The 20,644-nt window shown below is 74.1% G+C and carries 15 protein-coding genes; 6 read left to right on the top strand and 9 right to left on the bottom strand.

The genetic code is table 11. The features are described 5' to 3' along the window. Nucleotides 1-30 precede the first annotated feature (30 nt). Complete coding sequence (locus IF20_RS35210) at nt 31-465, bottom strand: roadblock/LC7 domain-containing protein (protein ID WP_052869525.1); 435 nt, start codon at nt 463-465, stop codon at nt 31-33. Further along, nucleotides 462-3,179, bottom strand: a complete 2,718-nt coding sequence (locus IF20_RS35205) for a nitrate- and nitrite sensing domain-containing protein (RefSeq protein ID WP_052869524.1) — start codon at nt 3,177-3,179, stop codon at nt 462-464. The genes IF20_RS35210 and IF20_RS35205 overlap by 4 nt, the downstream gene beginning before the upstream one ends. 209 nt (nt 3,180-3,388) lie before the next feature. Between IF20_RS35205 and IF20_RS35200 the strand changes: the two genes are divergently transcribed. The 3 genes from IF20_RS35200 (at nt 3,389) to IF20_RS35190 (ending at nt 6,237) form a co-directional block, all read left to right on the top strand. Continuing rightward, entirely contained in the window at nt 3,389-3,844 is a 456-nt protein-coding gene (locus IF20_RS35200; RefSeq protein WP_234426970.1) for a hypothetical protein, read from the top strand. 341 nt (nt 3,845-4,185) lie between these two features. Further along, nucleotides 4,186-5,004, top strand: coding sequence for an IclR family transcriptional regulator (locus tag IF20_RS35195; protein WP_052869522.1), 819 nt, complete (start codon nt 4,186-4,188; stop codon nt 5,002-5,004). A 147-nt stretch (nt 5,005-5,151) separates the two neighbouring features. After that, nucleotides 5,152-6,237 (top strand): S-(hydroxymethyl)mycothiol dehydrogenase, encoded by a 1,086-nt coding sequence (locus IF20_RS35190; protein ID WP_052869521.1) that lies wholly within the window; start codon nt 5,152-5,154, stop codon nt 6,235-6,237. 235 nt (nt 6,238-6,472) lie between these two features. On the opposite strand, the gene IF20_RS35185 is transcribed toward IF20_RS35190, so the two are convergent. From IF20_RS35185 to IF20_RS35155, 7 genes are all read right to left on the bottom strand, one after another. Beyond that, nucleotides 6,473-12,016, bottom strand: coding sequence for a hypothetical protein (locus tag IF20_RS35185; RefSeq protein ID WP_234426967.1), 5,544 nt, complete (start codon nt 12,014-12,016; stop codon nt 6,473-6,475). An 82-nt stretch (nt 12,017-12,098) separates the two neighbouring features. Further along, nucleotides 12,099-13,034 (bottom strand): hypothetical protein, encoded by a 936-nt coding sequence (locus IF20_RS35180; RefSeq protein ID WP_110944851.1) that lies wholly within the window; start codon nt 13,032-13,034, stop codon nt 12,099-12,101. 97 nt (nt 13,035-13,131) lie between these two features. Next, nucleotides 13,132-14,673 carry a hypothetical protein gene (locus IF20_RS35175; protein ID WP_052869520.1) on the bottom strand — a complete coding sequence of 514 codons (1,542 nt, stop codon included), beginning with the start codon at nt 14,671-14,673 and terminating at the stop codon, nt 13,132-13,134. A 56-nt stretch (nt 14,674-14,729) separates the two neighbouring features. Then, nucleotides 14,730-15,374 (bottom strand): pyroglutamyl-peptidase I, encoded by a 645-nt coding sequence (gene pcp / locus IF20_RS35170; protein WP_052869519.1) that lies wholly within the window; start codon nt 15,372-15,374, stop codon nt 14,730-14,732. Between the two features lie 73 nt (nt 15,375-15,447). Then, nucleotides 15,448-16,416, bottom strand: a complete 969-nt coding sequence (locus IF20_RS35165) for a DUF979 domain-containing protein (protein WP_052869518.1) — start codon at nt 16,414-16,416, stop codon at nt 15,448-15,450. Next, the gene (locus tag IF20_RS35160) at nt 16,413-17,120 is read right to left on the bottom strand and encodes a DUF969 domain-containing protein (protein WP_052869517.1); all 708 of its coding nucleotides are present in this window, start codon (nt 17,118-17,120) and stop codon (nt 16,413-16,415) included. Before IF20_RS35160 ends, IF20_RS35165 begins: the two co-directional genes overlap by 4 nt. Before the next feature lie 98 nt (nt 17,121-17,218). Further along, nucleotides 17,219-17,956 (bottom strand): GntR family transcriptional regulator, encoded by a 738-nt coding sequence (locus IF20_RS35155; RefSeq protein WP_199896901.1) that lies wholly within the window; start codon nt 17,954-17,956, stop codon nt 17,219-17,221. A 247-nt stretch (nt 17,957-18,203) separates the two neighbouring features. Here IF20_RS35155 and IF20_RS35150 point away from each other — a divergent pair, with 247 nt between their 5' ends. The 3 genes from IF20_RS35150 to IF20_RS35140 are packed head-to-tail and all read left to right on the top strand — an operon-like array spanning nt 18,204 to nt 20,553. Continuing rightward, the gene (locus IF20_RS35150) at nt 18,204-18,968 is read left to right on the top strand and encodes a LamB/YcsF family protein (protein WP_110944850.1); all 765 of its coding nucleotides are present in this window, start codon (nt 18,204-18,206) and stop codon (nt 18,966-18,968) included. Nucleotides 18,969-19,024: 56 nt separating this feature from the next. Next, a complete protein-coding gene (gene pxpB, locus IF20_RS35145; protein WP_199896903.1) occupies nt 19,025-19,666 on the top strand; it encodes a 5-oxoprolinase subunit PxpB in 642 nt (213 codons plus the stop codon). After that, nucleotides 19,663-20,553, top strand: coding sequence for a 5-oxoprolinase subunit C family protein (locus tag IF20_RS35140; RefSeq protein WP_052869514.1), 891 nt, complete (start codon nt 19,663-19,665; stop codon nt 20,551-20,553). Before pxpB ends, IF20_RS35140 begins: the two co-directional genes overlap by 4 nt. Nucleotides 20,554-20,644: the final 91 nt, after the last annotated feature.

Here is a 20,644-nt window from a genome sequence, read left to right as displayed (position 1 = left end):
ACTCGGTTCATGCGGTCACCGTCGTCATCCTCAACTGGGCCGGTCGGCCCTGGGCGCCGTGCCCAGGTGCGTACCCACCCGCTTGACCAGCAGCGTCATCTCGTACGCGATCAGGCCCACATCGGAGTCGGCGTCGGCGAGCACGGCCAGGCAGCTGCCGTCGCCCGCGGCGCTCACGAACAGGAACGCCTCGTCCAGCTCGACCATGGTCTGTCGGACCTGGCCCGCCTCGAAGTGCCGGCCGACGCCCTTGGCCAGGCTGTGGAAGCCGGAGGCGACCGCCGCCAGGTGCTCGGCGTCCTCCCGGGACAGGTCGGCCGAGGCGCCGGTGGCCAGTCCGTCGCTGGAGAGGATGAGCGCCTTGTGGATGGAGCCCACCCGGCCGACCAGCTCGTCGAGCAGCCAGCCCAGTTCGCCCGAGCCCTTCGCTGCGGTCCCTGCTGCTGTTGCCTTCGGTGCGGTCATCGACCGTCCCCTCCCATGTTCTTTCTCGGTGCTGTGCCGCTGCCGTCGTCGCCGGATTCGCGCCGGCCCCGCTGCCAGCCACGCTGGAGCGAGGCCATGCGGGCCCGCACGGCCTCGGCGTCACGGTCGGCCGCGGGGTCCGCGGCCTCGGGCGCCGCGCCGGCCTGCCGGTCGGTCGACGCCTTGAGCTGGGGGGCGAGGCTGGCCTGCCGTACGCGCCGGGGCAGGCCGCGCACCGTACGGGCGGGCTGCGCCTCTTCAGCGGGCGCGGGCGCGGCCTCCGTGGGCCGGTCGCCGGCGGATGCGTCCGCGGTCGGCCGGCCGGGGAGCCGGTAGGCGCCGCTGCGCTCCGACTCGTCCTGCGCGCCGCGCTCCGTGGAGCGCTGCTCGGCGGGGCCGTCGGCCTGGCCGCCCTGCGCGCGACCGTGCTCCCGGCGCCCGTGGGTCTCCTCGCCGGCCGGGCCGCCGCCCGCTCCCGGCACCGGCCGGCCGTGGTCGCTGACCAGCGCCGGCGAGCGGCGGCGGCGCGGCAGGGGCGCGGGCCCTTCGCCCGGGGCCCGGTCGCCGGCCGGCCGGTGCTGCTCGCTCTCGGCGGGGACGGGGCCCGTGGGCGAAGCGGGGCGGCTCTCCTCTGTGCGGCGCTGCCGCCGGGGGCCGCGGAGGACGTGCGCGTCCTCGTCCGCGGCGGGCCGCCGCGCCGGCAGGTCCGAGGTGCGCTCCGGGAGCGGCACCGGGATCTGGGCGAGGGCCGCCAGGTCGCCACCACGGGCGGCCGGCGCGGGCCGCTCCACCGAACCGGTGTCCTCGCCGCGGCCGTCGTAGGTCTCGGTCAGCAGCGTGCCCGGGATGAACACCACCGCGGTGGTGCCGCCGTACGGGGAGGCCTGCAGGGAGACGCGTACGCCCTGCCGCTGGGCGAGCCGGCTGACCACGAAGAGGCCGAGCCGGTCGGTGTCGGAGAGTTCGAACTCGGGGGTCTCGGCGAGCCGGAGGTTGGCGTCCAGGAGCGCGTCCGGCGCCATGCCCAGGCCGCGGTCGTGGATCTCCAGGGCGAAGCCGTTGGCGACCCGCTCGCCGACCACCTGTACGGCGGTGTGCGGCGGCGAGAAGACGGTGGCGTTCTCCAGGAGTTCGGCGGTGAGGTGGGTGAGGTCGGAGACCGCCGGGCCCTCCACTGCGAGGCGCGGCAGCCGCCGCACCTCGATGCGCTCGTAGTCCTCGACCTCGGAGACCGCGGCGCGCACGACATCCATGAGCTGGATGGGCTTGCGCCACTGCCGGGAGGGCGCGGCGCCCGAGAGGATGACCAGGCCCTCGGCGTGCCGCCGCATACGGGTGGTGAGGTGGTCCAGGCGGAACAGGTCGGCCAGCTCGTCGGTGTCCTCGGTGCGCCGCTCCATGGCGTCCAGCAGGGTGAGCTGGCGGTGCAGCAGGACCTGGCTGCGGCGGGCGAGGTTGACGAAGACCTCGGAGACGCCGCGGCGCATGTCGGCCTGCTTGACGGCGGCCTCGATCGCGGCCCGCTGCAGCGTGTTGAGCGCCTGGGCGACCTGGCCCATCTCGTCCTGGGTGAACTCCAGTCGGGGCGCCTCGGCCTCCACGTCGACCCGTTCGCCGGCGGCGAGGCGGCGCATGACGCTGGGCAGTCGTACGCCGGAGACCTCGTGCGCGTCCTTGCGGAGCCGGCTGAGGTCCTTCACGTGCCGGCGGCCCAGCCGGAAGGAGACGACGATCGAGGCGAGCAGCGCCACGAAGCCGAGCACACCGGCGAAGGCGGCCTTGGCGAGCACGGTCATCGCCTGGGGCTGGACGCGGTCCTCGAAGCGGTCGCCCGCTTCCTTGTCCAGCCCGTCCAGGTCGTCGAGGACCCGGCCCGCGACGCTGTGCCAGCGTTCGGCGTTGACGGCGGTGGGGGCGGCCGAGGGTCCGGCGGCGATCACCTTGTCCTCGAAGGACTGCAGTTCGCGCGGCTTGTCGCCGTTCCAGTAGTCCTCGTAGACGGCCCGCTCGCTCGCGGGCAGGGAGGTGAGGTTGGTGTCGTACAGGAGCTTGCGCTCGGCCACCCGGTCGGCGAAATCCCGCAGTTCGCGCGGGGTCATCGAGCGGGACACCAGCGCGGCGCTGAGCACCGCGTCCTCACGGGAGACGGCCTCGCGCCCGCGGGTGACGCCCACCAGCGCGCCGCCCTCCTTGGAGATGTCCGCGTTCGGCAGGAAGTGCAGGCTGCCCATGAAGTCGTAGCAGGGGTCGACCAGGGCGTTGTACTGCTGGAACGCCTCGCGGCGGGTGAGGGTGTTGTTCTCCACCTGGTCGCGCAGCTCGTCCAGGCCGGCGAAGCCGTCGAGCGCGGTCCGCAGCCGCGGTCCCGCGCTGCCGAGCAGGTCCTCGCGCACGCCGGAGGAGTCGGCGTTGCTGCGCAGCTGGGCAACGGCCCGGTCCGTGGCGCGGGTTCGGCGGCGCAGCTCCGTCAGGGAGCCCGCGATGCGCGGGTCCGCGAGGTAGACCAGGGTGGCGCGGCGCTCCTTCTGGAGAGCCTGTACGGCGTCCTCCGTCGGGTAGCCGACCTTGTCGACGATGACCGCGACCTTCAGCAGTTGGCGGGCTTCGCTTCCGGTGACGTAGGTGGCGAACGCCCACATGGCGGTCAAGGACACCAGAGGTACGAGCAGCAACGCCACGATCTTCCGGCGGATGGACTTCCCGCGAAAGCGCATGGCCTCCCCTACGTCAACCCCGGCGCGCGGGGATGGTGTTCCGTCAACAAACGGCGCGAGCCTACTACTGTCGGGGGATCAACTCGAAGAGCTGTCCGGCGGAGTGGGCCGCAGGTCAGGACCGGATAGCCCCCCTTGTCCGACGATTCCGGGACAACCCGCCCGCCCGTGTGGCCTCCGCCACGGAGCGTGCGGCGGGTCCCCATAAGATCGGGAACGCCGGTACGCGGCAGCATGTACCGGAGAAAATCCGGGCAGTCACCGAACAGCCGGGCAGGCGGGGAAAGTACGGGGAGAGTGACGCTTTCATGGACATCGGCAGAGGCGACACGCTGTGGCAGGAGGATCCGTCCCCCCGCCCCCGGATGCCCGATCCGGTTCGTGCCGCCGCCGTACGCGCCGTGATCATCGTGGCGGTGACACTCGTTCAGGCGATGGTCGCCTTCCTCAGCACGCTCGCGGGGTCCTGGCTCGCCTTCCCCGCGGTGCTCAGCACGGTCGCCTCGACGATCGTCGCGACGTGGGGCGTGCTGGACGTCTGGGTGACCCGGCAGGTGTGGATCCAGCGCAACGGCGTGGAGTCGCGCCCGAGCAGCACGGCCAGGGCACTGCGCCGGGAGCGGCGGCGCGCGCGACGGCAGGAGCGCCGCTCGGCCGCCGCCTGAGGCCGCGCAGGTGCGCCGCTCAGTCGCCGCGTGCGGCCGTACAGGAGCGCCGCTCGGCCTTCGCGTGCGGCCGTACAGGAGCATCCCTCGGCCTTCGCGTGCGGCCGCGTCCGCACCGGCTGTCTTCCTTCGCCATGCCGTACGGAGCGGAAAGACTTCCCGTGGTTTCGGCCACCATCTGGCCTCTTTGGCGTCGATCGGTATGATGACGTTTCCCATTGCGCATCGCTCAGCGCAATACGCAACTGGGTGACGCGCAACAGACCGAGCTACGGGAGTCGGTCACGACGGGCTCCCGACAACTGGCCGCACAGGGCCACCGGGCGGTGACGCACAGACCGATGCCGAAGACGAGCGAGAGCAGCACCAACGAGACCGCCGAGGAAGCCGGCGACAGCACACGCGGCGGAGGCGGCTCCGTCCAGTCCGTCGACCGGGCGGTGAGCGTGCTGGAGATCCTGGCCCGGCTGGGCGAGGCCAAGGTGACCGAACTGGCCGAGGAGCTGGGCGTCCACAAGTCGACCGCCTTCCGGATCCTCGGCGTCCTGGAGAACCGCGGGCTGGTCGAGCAGGAGGGCGAGCGCGGCAAGTACTACCTGGGCGCGGGCGTACTGCGGCTGGCGGGCGCCGCCGCGATCCGGCTGGACATCTCCCAGGAGGGCGCCCCGGTGTGCCGGGCGCTGGCCGAGGACACCGGCGAGACGGCCAACATCGCGGTGCTCGACGGCGACGCGGCGGTCAACATCATGCAGGCGCGCGGCTCGGCCGCGGTCACGGCGTACAACTGGCTGGGCCGGCGCACCCCGCTGCACGCCACCGCGAGCGGCAAGGTCCTGCTGGCGCACCTGCCGCGGGAGCGCCGCGACAACCTGCTGACCCGTTCGCTGCCCCGCTTCACCGAGCACACCCTCACGACCGCGCCGTTGCGCGCGCAGCTGACCGAGGCCCTGGAGCAGGGGTACGCCTGCACCGCCGAGGAGCTGGAGATCGGGCTGAACGCGGTCGCCGCGCCGGTGCGGGCGCACGACGGCGCGGTGATCGGCGCTATCGGCGTGTCAGGACCGGCGTACCGCATGGAGCAGGAGCTGCTGCCGGAGCTCGCCGAACGGGCCGCGAAGGCGGCGGCCGAGCTGTCGCGCGCCATGGGCTTCGCGATCTGAACTCCCTTGCGCCGCAAGGGCGAAAACCTCTTGACGGATCCGCCCCTGAATCCCAGCATGTCTCATATGATGCAACAGACCGCATCATAGGCAACACAAACCGGGCACCGCCCTCCGCCGCCACAGGCGCTGTCGAGGAGTGAAGACATGCCGCACGAAGCCCGCGCCGTCATCGCCGTGAAGAAGGGGGCGCCGGTCGAGGTCCTGCCGGTCCTGGTGCCCGACCCGGGGCCCGGAGAGGTCCTCGTACAAGTGCAGGCGTGCGGCGTCTGCCCCACCGACGTGCACCACCGCGACGGCGCGGCCGGTGACGCCTTCCCCTACCTGCTCGGCCACGAGGCGGCCGGCATCGTCGAGGCCACCGGCCCCGGTTGCGGTGGCCTCACGCCCGGCGACTACGTCGTCCTCGCCTGGCGCGCCCCCTGCGGCTCCTGCCGTTCCTGCCGCCGCGGCCGCCCCTGGTACTGCTTCGACTCCCGTACGGCGCGCGGCCGGACGACCCTGCTGGACGGTACGCCGCTCACGCCCGCGCTCGGCATCGGCGCGTTCGCCGAGAAGGTGCTGGTCGCCGCCGGCCAGGCGGTCAAGGTCGACCCGTCGGCCCGGCCCGAGGCCGCCGGGCTGATCGGCTGCGGGGTGATGGCCGGGTACGGCGCCGCGGTGTACACGGGGCGGGTCGGCAACGGCGACACCGTGGCCGTGATCGGCTGCGGCGGAGTCGGCAACGCCGCCATCGCCGGGGCCTCGCTGGCCGGCGCCCGCCGGGTGATCGCGGTGGACGTGGACGCCCGCAAGCTGGACGCCGCCGAGCGCTTCGGAGCCACCGACACCGTCAACTCCCGCTGGACCGACCCGGTGGCGGCCGTCCGCACGCTCACCGGCGGGCACGGCGTGGACGTCACGATCGACGCGGTCGGCAGTCCGGACACCTTCCAGCAGGCCCTCGCGATGCGCGACCTGGCCGGGGTCCTGGTCCAGGTCGGCGCCCCCGAGGAGGACCTGCACGTCGAAATCCCGCTGCACGACCTCTTCTCGCGCGGCGGCGCCCTGAAGACCTCCTGGTACGGCGACTGCCTGCCCAGCCGCGACTTCCCCGTCCTCATCGACCTCCACCTGCGCGGCAAGCTCGACCTGGAGGCGTTCGTCTCGGAGACGGTCGCCCTGGACGACCTGGAGAGCGCCTTCGGCCGGCTGCAACGGGGGGACGTGCTGAGGTCGGTGGCGGTGCTCTGAGCCCCCCTGCCGGACAGCACGCCCGCAGCCAACCCTGACGAACGTCGTGGGGTGCCCCGGCGGGCTCGGCCGGTTCCGGGGAACCACCGCGCCGCCCGTGCCGGTCTCTCCGGGCGGCGTGGCCCCGGTCCGGTCCTCGGTTCGTCTCACCGCGCCACCATACGAAGGGTCGCGGGCCGCCGGACACTGCCGAAAGACCCATGGGCGCCCGGCCGGTGGCGGCGCGGTGTACCGACTACCGGTCGGTCGGCGGGCCGTCCGGCGTCGTGGGCTCCTCGGGTGCCGTCGTCGCATCGTCCCGTACAACCGACGGCTCGTCCGGTGCCGTCGTCGGCTCGCCCCCGGCGCCGGTCGGCTCCTTCGGGGCCTTCCGGTCGTCGCCCTGCGGGACGCGGGGGGCCTCCTGCTCCTCCGGGCGCTTGAACATCCGGGTGGCGGTGATCTCGCCGTGGATCGTCTCCGCCTCGCGCTGCTGCGGCAGACCGGGGCGCAGGTGCTCCTCGACGCTGATGTACTTCAGGCCCGCGCGCAGGTCCGCGTCGTTCCGCAACCGGATGACCAGCGGGAACTCCGCGAGCGCCGTGGTGTCGAACAGGCCGGTGGTGTAGAGCAGCTGGACGCCGAGCGCGTCGGCGACGGCCCGCTGGAGCTCCAGCAGGTACGTGGCGTTGGCGCGGCCGATGGGGTTGTCCAGGAACAGCGTGCCGGCGTGCCGCTCCTTGTCGCGGCCCCGGTCGTTGCTGCGCAGCGCCGCCATCGTGCAGTACAGCGCGATGGCCGCGGTGAGCAGCTGGCCGCCGGAGAAGACGTCGCCCATCTGCCCGACCGGCACCCGCTCGGCACGGAGCACCGCGTCCGGCTTCAGGATCTCCACGGCGACGCCGCGCGGCTGGAGGGCCGCGGCAACGCCCCGCAGGAGCAGGGACATGCCGTCCCGGCGCAGGTCACTGTTGCGCTTGACGGCGGCGCGGGTCGCCTCGTCGATGACCTCGCCGAGCCGCTCGGTCAGCGTGGCCTGGTCCGGGTCGTCGAAGCGGATGCGCAGGAACTCCTGGCCCGACCACTCCCCCAGACCCTCGGGGAGCCGGGACAGCCGCTGCGCCGAACGGAGCGTGGCCAGCGAGGACTCCACGAGTCCGCGCAGCCGGTCGACGATGCTGTCGCGGTTGCGCTCCAGCTGCTCCAGCTCGTCGGTGAGGACCCGCAGCCGGGGCGCGAACGCCTCCGCCCACTTCGCCGCGTGGTCCGGCAGCGCGGCGGCGGGCAGCTCGCGGATCTGCTGCCGGGCCGGCGTCTTCACCATCTCGTACCGGGTGGAGTTGGCGTGCCGTACGAGCACGTCGCTCGCCTCGCGGACCGCGGACTCCGCCGCCGACAGGTCGCTCGCGCAGCCGCGCAGCGAGCGGCGTGCCTCCGCGGCCGCCCGGCGGGCCTCCTCCAGCCGGCCACGGTACGGCTCGGGCGCCTCCTGGTCCTCCTCCGGGCCGTTGTCGCGGAGGATGTCGCGCAGCATCGCGGCGGTCTCGTCGAAGCCGCCTGCCGCGTCCTCGGCGGCGCGGTGGCCGCGCAGCAGCTGGGCATGGGTGGCGCGGGCGGTGTCCAGCGCGTCGGTGGCGGTGGCCAGTTCGGCGTTGGCGGTACGCAGCAGTTCTTTGGCGCGGTCGGCGTCGGCCGGTACCAACTCCTCGGGCAGCTCGGTATGGGCCTCGACCCCTTCGGGGGGCGCCAGCCGCTCCGTCTCACCGCGCAGCCGGCCCAGCTGCTCACTGGCTGCCGAGGCACGCGACTCCAGCATCGCGACCAGTTCCTCGGCGCGCGCCGCGGCGGCCTGCCGGGACGGGCCGTCGGCCGCGTCCGGGCTCTGCAGCAGCGTCTCGGCGCGGGTGCGGACCTTGTTGGTGAGCCGGTCCAGCTCATTGCGGGCGTTGCTCTCGTCGCCCTCGGCGCGGGCCTGCTCGGCCCGCAGGTCGGCGCCGACGCCGACCTTCTCGTACAGCTGGGACGCGGCACGGTAGGCCTCGCGGAGCGTGGGCAGCGAGGACTCCGGCGGGGCCTCCTCCTCGCCCAGGTCGTCCGGTACGCCCGCGATCTCGGCCCGCTCGGCGCGCAGCGCGCGGGCGGTGCGGCGTGCGTCGTCGGCGGCGCGCTGGGCGGCGCGGCGGTCCTCGTCGGCGGCGCGCGCCCGGTCGACGCACTCCTCCGCGCGGGCCTCGTACTCCGCGCTCTCGTCGGCCAGTTCGCGCAGCCTGGTCTGCCAGGCGGCGCGCTCGCGGAGCCGGTAGGCGAGGCCGGCCAGCGCGTCGGCGACCCGGCGGGCGCGCTGCGCCGCCTCGCCGCGCTCCTCCCGGACGCGGGCCGCCTCGGCAGCGGCCTCGTCCGCCTCGGCGCGTGCCGTGCGGGACTCGGCCAGCTCCGCCGTGGCGGCGTCGGCGGCCGCACGGGTCTGCTCGGCGGCGGCCGCCAGTTCGGCGAGCCGGCCGGCCGGGCAGCCCGTGCGCCACGAGGCGAGCCGGGCGGCGAGCGCGCGGTCGGCGGAGAGCCGGGCGGCCAGCTGCCGGATCTCCTCGTCGCGGGCGGTGGCGCGGGCGCGCAGCGCCTGCCGCTCCTCGTCGGCGGCCGACTCGTCGTGCATGGCCGGGTTCGGCGGCACGAGGAAGACGCCGCTGTCCTCGGCCTCCGGGGGCGGCGTCGGCGCGAGCAGGGCGGCGGCCGTACCGACGGCCACGGCGGAGCGCGGCAGCAGCGCGGCCTGGGCCAGGACGTCGCGGGCGCGGGCGTGGGTGTCGGGGTCGGTGATGATGACGCCGTCGACCAGTTCGGGGCGGGCGGCGAGCACGCGTGCGTGGTCCACGGGGTCGACGGACTGGGCGAGGTAGCGCCAGCCGGGCAGGGCCGGTACGCCGTGCTCGCCCAGGTACTCGACGGCCGCCAGCACGTCGGGGCCGGGCGGCAGGAGACCGCCGTCGCCGAGTGCGCCGAGGATCCGCGCGTCGTCGGCCGCCGCGGTCCGCATGTCGAACAGCTGCCGCTCGGCGGAGCTCACGCTCTCGTCGAGCAGTTCCTGCAGCGCGTCGGCGTTCCGGTCGACCTCTTCGGCGGAGAGGGGGCCGTCCGCGCCGATGCGCCGGGGGCGGGGCAGGGCCGCGCCGTGCGCGCCGTTGCCCTCGTGGTCGTCCGCGTGGTCGGTCCCGTCGTCGGGGCAGGCCTCGTCCTCGGCGGAGGCGGCCTCCACGGGGGCGGCGTCGGCGCGCTCTTCGGGGGCCGCAATTGCGTCGGCCGTTTCGGCGCCGGTCGCTGCTCCGGTGTCCTCAGGTGCTTCGGCGCCGGCCGCCGGTCCCGTGGGCTCGGACGCTTCGGTGCCGGCCGCCGGTCCCGTGGCCACGACCGGTACGTCGGCGTCACCGTGCTCGTCGTCCGCGTCACCGTGCCCGTCGCCCCCGTCCCCGCGTTCGTCGTCCGCGGTGCCTGCCGGCCCCTCGGAGTCGACGGAGTCGATCCGTGCGGAGACTTCGTCGCGGTTGTCGGACTCGGCGGCGTACGTGCCGCGTCCGCCGGCGGGCCGCTCGTCGGAGGCAGGGTCCTCCTCCTCGGCCGAGGCACCGAGCCCCACGACGCCGGACGCCCAGGAGCCGCCGCCCACGGCCATCGCGTCCCCGGTGCCGGACGTACCGGCCGCCGGGGCCGTGGGCGCGGGCGTGGCGGGGCGTACCCGGTCCGGGGCGCTCCCCATGACCGGTCCGGCGAAGTACCCGTCGTCGGGCTCGGCATCGTCCACGCCGGCGGGGTCCGTACCCGTGCCGTCCGCTTCGGCGGCCACGCCCGCGGTTTCGGCGTCGTCCAGTCGGACCGTCACCCGTAGCGGCGGCCGGTGCTCGGCCGCGAGGGGGCGGCTGCCGCGCTGGCCCGGGAGGCCCGGCGCGGGGGCGGGCAGCGCCGACGGGAGGCCGAGCAGTTCCGCGAGCCGGGGCTCGGCGCCGATCGACTCGGCGGCACGGCGCTCCGCGTCGTAGGCGCGCTCGGCGGCGTGCGCGGCGTCCTCCGCGCGGGCCGCGGCCAGTTCCGCGCGGGACTGGCGCGCCGCGGCTTCCTTGGCGCGGTCGCCGGTCACCCTGGCGGCCTCGCGGGCGGTGTCCCAGGACTCGACCGCGGCCTTCTCCGCGTCCGTCGCGGCGAGCGCGGCGCGGGCCGGGTCGGCGTCCGGCGCGGAGTCGTCCAGCCAGCCGGCCCGTACCGCCTCCGCGGTCTCCTGCTCGACCTCGGCCAGCCGCTGCTTGAGGTGCTCGGTCTCGCTGCGGGCGCGCTGCGCTGCGGTTGCGGCGGCGGTGGCATCGCGATGCGCCGACTCGCCCGTCTCCTGAAGGGCAGCGGAACGCTCCTCTTCCTGGTTGGCCCAGGTCTCGGCCTCTGTAGCGGCGCCGTGCAGCGCCCGTACGAGGTCGGCGGCGGCCTTGCTGCGGGCGGCGAGCGCGGGCGCGGCGTCCCGCTCGGCCTCCTGGATGGCGGCGGCGACGCGCGCCGACCGGTCGGCCGCCGCACGGTGCCGCAGCACGGTCTCGGCGGCCTGCCAGGCGGAGTGCAGCGTACGGGCGTCGTTCAGCTCGCGGCGCTGCGCGGCGGCGCCCTTCTCGGCTGCGGCCAGCGCCAGCGAGGCGTGCCGGTAGGCGATCTCGGCGGAGATCAGGGAGCGGCGCTCGCGGGTGGCCTCGGCCTCGGTGACGGCGTGGGACGCGGCGGCGACCTGTTCGGCGAGCTCGGCGGCGCGGCCGCGCTCCTCGGTGGCGCGGGCGTGCAGCCGCTGCGAGAGGTGGCGCGTGCGGCGCTCGGCTCCGGCGTGCACCTCCCGGGCGCGCTCGCGGTGTTCGGCGTTCTCCGCGATCTTCGAGAGGAGGTCGAGGGAGCCGGCCGTGAAGTCGCGTTCGGCGGTCAGCTCGGCGCGGCGGCCGAGCTTGTGCGCGAAGCCGTGCACGAGGTCGGCGAGGCCGTCGGTGTCCCGGGTGTCCGTGACGGCGCGCAGCAGCAGGTCGGTGAAGTCGGAGTCGTTCTTGACCGCGAAGAGGCCGGCCGCCTCGCCCTCGTCGGCGTTCATCTCCCGCTGGTAGCGGAAGAGTTCGGGGTCCAGGCCCAGCTCGCCGAGGTGTTCGTTCCAGCGTTCGTGGATCTCGACCCAGACGACGTCGAGGTTGGGGTAGTTCTTGCCGGCCTCGGTGAGGGCGTCGCGGAAGCCCTTCATCGTGCGGCGGCGGCCCTGCGCTGCGGACGCGCCCTCGACGATCGGGCGGACGGCGGTGGACTCGGCGACGGGGAGGGAGTCCAGGCTCATGCCGGGCCCTGGCCGGAAGCTGTACCAGGCCTCGGCGAACTTCCGCGGGTCGTTGGAGACCTGACGGCCGCGCCACTCGCTGACCTTGCCGACCACGACGGTCTCGCCGGTCACCGTGTGCTGCCACTCCAGCGCCACATGGCCGCAGTCGTCGGCCAGCAGGAACTTGCGGAGCACGCCGGAGCTGGCGCCGCCGAGGGTGTTGCGGTGGCCGGGCAGCATGACCGAGAAGATCAGCTTGAGCAGTACGGACTTGCCGCCGCCGTTCTCCAGGAAGAGCACGCCGGCGGGGGCCGGGCGGCGCGGCGGGCCGACCGGCTCCTCCTCGAAGAAGTCCGCCTGGGCCGGCGCCGGTCGGGGCACGGGCTCACCGACTCCGCGCAGGTCCAGGACGGTGTCGGCGTAGCGCGCACCGGCGGGCCCGATGGAGTAGAGGCGAACCCGGGACAGCTCGTACATAGCGGCGGACTCTCGTTGTGGTGACGGTGATCGGTGGTTGGCCGGCGGGCCGGCCGCGATTTCGGGTGTACGGGACCGGGGGTCAGCCCGAGTGGAAGGGCAGCCCGGCGTCGGCGACCAGGTCCAGGTCGTCGGTGTCCTCGGCGGGCAGCAGCGAGGCGCTGCCGTCCGCTATGGGGACCACCCCCAGCTCCAGCAGCTCGGCCATGGCGGCCGTGCCCGCCATGTCGCGCACCTGGAGCTGGTAGCGCGCGGTCGTGCGGTACGTGCCGCCGGCGTCGTCCCCGGTGCGCTGCAGGAAGCCGGAGTCGACGAGGAAGGAGACGGCCTTGGCGATGATGCCGGTGGTCGAACCCGCCAGCCGCCGGGCGTCCTTCGTGGCGCCCGTCGCGCTGCGCCTGGCGTACACCCGCCAGGACGCCTCCAGGCCGGGCGCGCCGCTGGTGGGGTCGGTGTTCTCGCCGGCCTCGGCGGCGCGCTCCTCCAGGCGCCGGCAGGCCTGGCGGACGAAGGCGTCCACGCCGTTGACGGTGATGCGGCCGATGTAGCCGTCGTCGGCGAGGTCCTCGGGGCGCGGGAAGGCCATCGCGGCGACGGCCAGGTGCGCGAGGCCGTGCAGGAACCGGTCGCCCGCGTCGGTGGAGGCACGGCGGGCGTAGTCGCCCATGCGGACCGCGAAGACGGAGTCCTCGGCGGCGGTGACGGCCATGCCGGCGCGGGTGGAGACCTCCAGGACGACCAGGCCGAGCCCGGAGGCGACGGCGTCGGCGAGGCGCGCGAAGGCGGGGTCGTCCCGGTAGCGCCGCAGCAGCTCGCCGTACTCGACGTCGCGGGCGGGCAGCAGCTTGGGCTGGAGGCCGAAGGACACCAGGCGGGCGGCGTCCGCCGCGTCGGCGGGGGTGACCGGCGCGGGGCCCTTGGCGGGCTGCTCCGCCTCCGGTACGGGCAGGCCCCAGCCGTCGCCCGCGCCGGCCGTCGGGTCCGGCCGCGCGGTGTCGTCGGCGTCGTACTCGGTCACGAATCTGGCTCCTTGCGGATCACGGTCTGCATTGCTGTGCTCCCCTCGACGGCCCCTGTGGGCGCTCCGGGGCTCGCCGGCGCCACGGCACCCGGCATCACGCCACCTCCGACCGCTCGGCCGCCATGCCCGCCGCATCCAGCAGGGCGGTGCCCACGATCAGGTCGGCGCCGCCGAACTCCGCGTCCACCAGCTCCGTGCCGTCGTCGACCGCGAAGAGCAGCTGCTCCTCGCCCTGGCGGTAGGCCGTGCCGACCGGCGGGCTGGCGGCGTGCACGGCCATCAGCGCTACGAGATACGGCAGTTCCGGGTCCTGGCGGCGGGCCTCGGCGAGCAGTCCGGAGAGCCGGCGCGGCGCGTCCGGCGGCAGCGTGAGCAGCGCGGTCGCGGCGTCCAGCTGCTCCTCGCTGAACCGGCTGTCGTCGGGCGTGGCGATCAGGTCGGGCTCGGGCATCTCGGCGCCGAGGTGCTCGCGCTCCTGGGGCGGGGTGAGCAGCATCTCGACCAGGTCGCCGACCCGTACGGCGGTGGGGGTGCGCAGGCCGGTGCCCTTGGCGAAGAAGGCGTCGGTGACCCGGGTGGACTGCTCGACGGGCAGCGGCAGTACAGGCGCGACGAGCTGGCCGTACAGGTCGAGCCCGGCGTGCGCCGTGGGCGGCGCGAACGCCTGCCGGTCCTGCTCGGCGCGGAAGAGGGGACCGGCTTCCAGGAGGCGGGACTGCAGCTGGGTGTGGCGGCGGATGCAGTCCTTGACGATGTCGACGAGCTCGGCGGCGCGCCTCTTGTGCTCGGCCGTCTTCGGGTCGTTGCCGGTCTCCGCCTCGTCCCGGGCGCGGCGGATGTTGGTGAGGATGGCGTTCTCGTGGCGGTACCGGTCGGCGACGTGGTCGAGCGCCTCGGCGATCATGTCGGGCACGGCGCGCAGCCAGTCGACGGCGCGGACGTTGCGCCGGGTGGCGTCGAGGGTCTTACGGAGCGTCTCGGCGTACTGCACGGTGCGGTACCGCGCCTGCTCGGCGGCGAGCTGGGCGTCGGCGAGGCGGCCGCGGCTGATGAGCACTTCGAGCTTGACCTCGGCGGCGATCTGGGCGCTGGTGACGTCCGTGTCCAGCGCGCCGACCAGGACGTTGACCGCCTCGTCGGTGGTGCGGAGGTAGACCGTGCCGCCGGGGCCCGGGACCTCCTCGATGAGCTTGAAGTCGTAGTCCCGGCGGACGTAGTCGCCGTCGGCGGTGAACGTGCCGTAGACGGCGCGGAAGCCGCGGTCGACGCTGCCGACGTTGATCAGGTTCTCCAGGACCCAGCGGGCGACGCGCTCGTGCTCGGCCGCCGGGCGGCGCGGGGCCTGCGCCGCGATACGGGGCAGCAGCCTGGCCACTATCTGCTCGTGGTCGGCCCCGGTGTCGAAGTCCATGTGGAGCGTGACCAGGTCGATCGCGGCGAGGGCGACCTCGGCCATGGCGTAGACGCCGTACTCCCCCGCGAGGTTGGCCTTGCGCGCGTCGAGGTCGTGCAGCGGGGCCGTGCACGCGAGCGCACGCAACCGCCGGGCCAGGCCCTCATCGGCGGCCGGGCCCGGTGCGGGTCGCGTCACCCCGCTGAACTGGGACGCAGCACCCTGGGGGGATGGAGAAGTCACGGTGAACAGATTAGGCCGTCGCACTGACAACGGACGAAACGGCACGGCCCCCGAGGTCAGTGTGTGGCGCCGCCCACAGCCTTGATGTCGTCGGTGCGGCCCGCCGCCGTGACCATGATCACGCGCAGCGCCTCGGCGGCGGCGCCGACGGGGAGCGAGGGCTCGCCCTTGTCGGTGACCTGCTCGGGGGCGTACGGGATGTGCACGAAGCCACCGCGCGCCGCGGGCCGTTCGGCGGCGAGGAGGTGCATCAGGCCGTAGAAGACGTGGTTGCAGACGAACGTGCCGGCGGTCTGCGAGACGGAGGCGGGCAGCCCGGCTTCACGGACCGCGGTGACGCACGCCTTGAGCGGCAGATTGGTGAAGTAGGCGGCGGGCCCTCCCGCGACGATCGGCTCATCGATGGGCTGCGCACCCGCATTGTCGGGAATGCGGGCATCGTCAACATTGATGGCCACGCGTTCGACGGTCACGTCGGGGCGTCCGCCCGCCTGCCCGACGCAGACCACCACCTCGGGGTCGGCCTCCGTGACGGCCGTACGGAGCGCGTCGAGCGCCTCTCCGAAGATGCAGGGCAGCTCGGCGGTCACGACGTCGATGCCGGGCGGCGGATCGGCGGCAACGGCCTGCACGGCCTGCCAGGAGGGGTTGACGTCGCTGCCCTCGAAGGGAGCGAAGCCTGTCAGGAGTACCCGTGTCATGCGCTGTTCCTCGGCGTCGTTCGGAGCGTGTGCGGTGGCGGAGCGTGTGCGGTGGCGGAGCGTGTGCGGCCGGTCAGAAGGCGAAGGCGGACATGATGACGATGTTGCAGCCGAGCAGCACGACGGCGGTGGGCAGCTGGGCCTTGATCGGGCCGTACTGGTCCTTCAGCTCCAGCAGCGCCGCCGGCACGACGTTGAAGTTGGCGGCCATCGGCGTCACGAGGGTGCCGCAGAACCCGCAGAGCATGCCGATCGCGAGGACCGCCGGCGCGTTGCCGTGTGCCTGCTCGATGAGGACGGGCCAGCCGACGGCGGCGGTCATGACCGGGAAGGCCGCGAAGCCGTTGCCCATGATGACCGTGAAGAGGAACATCCCGACGCAGTAGACGACGACCGCGGTGATCACCGAATCGTGCGGCAGCACCGCCTCGGTGAGGATGCCGACCTGCTTGCCGACCCCGGAGACCGCGAAGATCGTGCCCAGCGTGGCCAGCAGCTGCGGCAGCAGCATCGCCCAGCCCATGGACTCCAGCATGGAACGGCCGGCGTGCAGCGGCGCGGCGACGCTCTTCTCGCGGAGCATGACCATGGCCAGGACGAGCGCCACGATGGCGCCGATCCCGAGGCCGAGGATGGTCTCGCTGCCCTTCTGGAGCAGCGGGCCGCCCCCGAAGGAGAGCTTCGGGACGAGGACCGCGCACACCAGGGCGACGGCCGGGATGGTGAGTGCGGGGAGGAACAGCTTGCTGCCGTGTTTACGGGCGCTCGCCCGCCGCTCCTCCGTGGTGGTCGTACGGGCCTTGCCGCGCCCGGTGAACCCGAAGGCGGCGAGGCAGATCATCACGAGGACGGCGGCGCCGAGCGGTTCGGCGGGGGCCGACTTGTCCACGACCCAGGAGCTGTACACGAAGCCGGCGCCGAGCAGGCCCCAGAAGGCGGCGGTGCCGTAGCGCTTCGGGTTGGTGCGGTCGGCCGCCATCTGGACGGCGAGCACCATGAAGAGCGCGCCGACCAGCCAGTAGAACCACTCTGCCTTGATCACTTCGCGGCCTCCTCGGTGGCGAGTTCCACGCGGGCGCCGAGCAGTTCGCGCTCCAGCGTGCGGTCCATGCGGAGCAGCCGGCCGCCGTGCACGGCGAGGGCGCACAGCGCGGTCGGGATGGCCCACAGGGCGAGCTGCAGGGGCTCGAGGTGGGTGTGGTACGTGGAGTTGGCGAAGCCGGTGATCAGAAGGATCGAGCCGACGGCGAGGAAGACGTCCTCACCGAAGAACAGCCCGACGTTGTCGGCGCTGGCGGTGAAGGACCGGATCTTCTCCCGGGTCTTGTCCGGCAGCGTCCCGTAGCGGCGTTCGGCGGCGCCCTCGGCCATCGGGGCCGCGAGCGGGCGCACGGTCTGCGCGGGCCCGAAGAGGTCCCGCAGGCCGAGCGCGGCGAAGCCCTGGCGGAGCACGAGGTACAGCGTCAGGAAGCGTCCGGTGGTCAGCTTCGAGAAGCGCGAGATGAGGTTGCGCGCCTGCTCCTGGAGGCCGTGGCGCTCCAGGAGGCCGATGACGGGCAGCGTGATGACGAAGATCGTCACGGCCCGGCTGGAGGCGAAGCCGTCCCCGAAGGCGGCGAGCACCTTCTGAGGGGACAGCCCGCCGAGGAAGCCGGTGGCGATGCCCGCCACCCCCACCACCAGCAGGGGATTGCGCCGCGTGGCGAATCCGATGATCACCACGAGAACGCCCAGAAGAACGATCACCGGGACCGCCTTTCGACGCAGGGCCCCACGGACGTCGTGAGGATGTGCCAGGACGGTAGAGGATCGTTCTACGATCCGACAATAGGTTGAACGTTCTGTTACCTCTCGGTAACTCGCCCGGACACCTGCTGCGCGTACGCGCTCGCCAGCTGCGCCCGGGAATCCTCCAGGTAGGACGCGAGCAGCCGCTCGGCCTGCGCCGCGTCGCCCCCCTGAAGGGCCTCGAGGATCTGCCGGTTCCGGGTGAGATATGGCTCATAGAAGCGGCGCGGGTCGTCCATCACGTGGAACACGAGCCGCAGCTCGGCGAGCACGCCGCGCATCAACTCGTCCGTCCGCGGGCTGCCGGCCAGTCCGACCAGCGCCTGATGGAAGCGGATGTTGGCGGTCGGCAGGTCCTGCCAGGACCGCTCCAGCGCGGCCCGCTCCCCCGCCAGCACGGCCGCCTCGACCTGCTCCAGCTCGTACGGCGGCTCACCGAGGCCGCGGACCGCGGCACACTCGATCATCTCCCGCACCCGGTAGATGTCGAGCAGGTCGTCCACCGCGACCACCCGCACGAAGACGCCCCGGTTCAGCTCGTGCACCAGCAGCCGTTCGTGCGTGAGCAGCCGGAACGCCTCTCGGAGGGTGTTGCGCGACACCCCCAGCGCCCCGCAGATGGAGTCCTCCGACAGCCGCACACCGGGCGAGAAGAACCCCTCCGCAATACGGTCGCGCAGTATGTCCGCGACCCGTTCCGCAGTGCTCGTCCGCCCCAGCAGCGCCCGGTCCACCGCCAGCCCGGCCGGCTCCACGAGCCGCCGGTCGATGCCCTTCGCCACGTCGTGCCTCACTTTCGTCCCCCCGGTCACCCGGACCGCGTACGGCGGCCGCCCGGCCGCTCACGAGGGCACGCAGTCAATCCCAGATCAGCGAACAAGACAACAACCCTCTTGTCCTATCGTTCAACAATCCTCTAGCTTGATGCGGTAACCGGTCGGCCCGAGCGCCCCAGGAGGACAGCCGCTACGGAAACGGGCCGGCCGGCTCTGCCTTTCCCTGCCCCTGTCCGGCCCCGCCGGCCTGTTGGAACGGACGCACATGACGGACCCGGTGATCGACCTCAACGCCGACCTCGGTGAAGGGTTCGGGCGGTGGCCCCTCACCGACGACGACAGTCTCCTCTCCGTCGTCACCAGCGCCAACGTCGCGTGCGGCTTCCACGCCGGCGACCCCTCGACGATGCGCCGGGTGTGCGAGACGGCCGCCGAGCGCGGCGTCCGCATCGGCGCCCAGGTCTCCTACCGCGACCTCGCCGGCTTCGGCCGCCGCGCCATGGACGTGCCCCCGGACGAACTCGCCGACGAGATCGCCTACCAGATCGGCGCGCTGGAGGTCTTCGCGCGTGCCGCCGGGTCACGGGTTACGTACGTGAAGCCGCACGGCGCGCTGTACAACCGTGCCGTGCACGACGCCGAACAGGCCGCCGCCATCGTGGCCGGCATCCAGCGCGCGGCCGGTCCGCTGCCCGTCCTCGGGCTTCCGGGTTCGGAGTTGCACGTGGAGGCGCGCGCCGCGGGACTGCCCACCGTCGCCGAGGCGTTCGCCGACCGCGCCTACACGGCCGCCGGCACCCTGGTGTCGCGCCGCGAGCCCGGCGCGGTCGTCCACGACCCGGACGCCGTCGTCAAGCGCTCCCTGGGCCTCGCCCGCGACCACGCCGTCACCTCCATCGACGGGGAGCGCGTGGACGTCGACCTCCAGTCGCTGTGCCTGCACGGGGACACCCCGGGCGCCGCGGCGCTCGCCCGGCGCGTACGGCACGAGCTGACGGCCGCCGGCGTCCGGGTGGCGGCGTTCGCATGACCGCACCCCCGCCCGGCCCCACCGGGTCCCGCGCCGCCGAGGGCCACGCCCTGCGTATGCGCACGCTGCCCGTGGGCGACCACGGCCTGCTCATCGAACTGGACAGCGGCGAGGCCGTGGAGGCGCTCCACGCCGAGCTGCTGCGCCGCGCCGCGGCCGGGCAGCTGCCCGCCACCCGCGAGATCGTCCCGGCCGCCCGTACCGTGCTGATCGACGGGCTCGCCGCACCGGAGCGGTTCGCTGCCGAGCTGGCCGGCTGGGAGATCCCGCCGGCCGCCCGCTCCGGTGCGCGGACCGTCGAGCTCCCCGTCCGCTACGACGGCCCCGATCTCGCCGACGTCGCCGAGCTGTGGGGCGTCACCCCCGACGAGGTCGTACGGATCCACTCCGGTACCGAATTCCGGGTGGCCTTCTCCGGCTTCGCCCCCGGGTTCGGCTACCTCACCGGCCTCCCCGAGCGCTATCACGTGCCGCGCCGCGCGACCCCGAGGACGCGCCTCCCGGTCGGCTCCGTGGCCCTCGCGGGTCCGTACACGGGGGTGTACCCGCGCTCCTCTCCCGGGGGCTGGCAGTTGCTGGGCACCACGGACGCCGTTCTGTGGGACTCCGCCCGGGAGCCGGCGGCCCTGCTCGCACCCGGCACCCTCGTACGCTTCGTCCCCCGATCCTTCGATCCGCACCCGGAGGCGGCTCAGTGACCGACCGCGCCTTCGCCGTCGTACGCGCCGGAGCACTGACCACCGTCCAGGACCTCGGCCGCATCGGCCACGCCCACCTGGGCGTGCCGCGCTCCGGTGCGCTCGACGCCGACGCACACCGCCTGGCCAACCGTCTCGTCGGCAACGCCCCCGAAGCCGCGACGCTGGAGACCACCGTCACCGGTTGCGCGGTACGGGTACGGTGCGCGGTCACCGTGGCCGTCACCGGGGCCCCCTGCCCGGTGACCGTCGACGGGCGCCCCGCCGCCTGGGGCGCCCCTGTGCGCGTGCCGGCCGACGCCGTACTGGAAGTGGGCACCGTCACCCACGGGCTGCGCAGTTACGTGGCCTTCGCGGGCGGCGTCGGCATCGAGCCGGTGCTCGGCAGCCGCGCCACCGACCTCCTCTCGGGGCTCGGCCCCGACCCGCTCGCCGACGGTGCCGTGCTGCCGCTCGGCACGCCGGGCACGCCGGCCGTCGCTGTCGAGGCGGTGCCGCACGCCGGGCCGGTGCGCGAACTGGTGCTGCCGGTCCGTCTCGGGCCACGCGACGACTGGTTCACGGCGCAGGGGCTGCGCACCCTCCTGACGGGCGTCTGGCGGGTCTCCGCGGAGAGCAACCGCATCGGGCTGCGCACGGAAGGCCCGTCCCTGGAGCGTGCCCGGGACGGCGAACTCCCCAGTGAGGGCATGGCGCTGGGCGCCGTCCAGGTGCCCCCGAACGGCCTCCCGGTGCTCTTCCTCGCCGACCACCCGACGACCGGCGGCTACCCGGTCGTCGGCGTCGTGCAGGAGGCCGCGCTGCCGGCCGCCGCACAGGCCGCGCCGGGCACCCCGGTGCGCTTCGTGCGGGCGCATCGCAGTCCCCGTACGCGCGGCGCCTACTGACCTTTCCGGAGGGTTGTCGGGTGCGGGTCACACCGGATCAAGTGGTAGGCCGGTGCCGGTTAGGCAGCCGTCGATCAGGTGTGGAGCCTGC

Origin of the sequence: Streptomyces niger, assembly GCF_000718305.1 — a bacterium.
GTDB lineage: Bacteria > Actinomycetota > Actinomycetes > Streptomycetales > Streptomycetaceae > Streptomyces > Streptomyces niger.
Note: the sequence above shows the minus strand (reverse complement) of the source record. Positions and strands in the feature narration are given on the sequence as shown.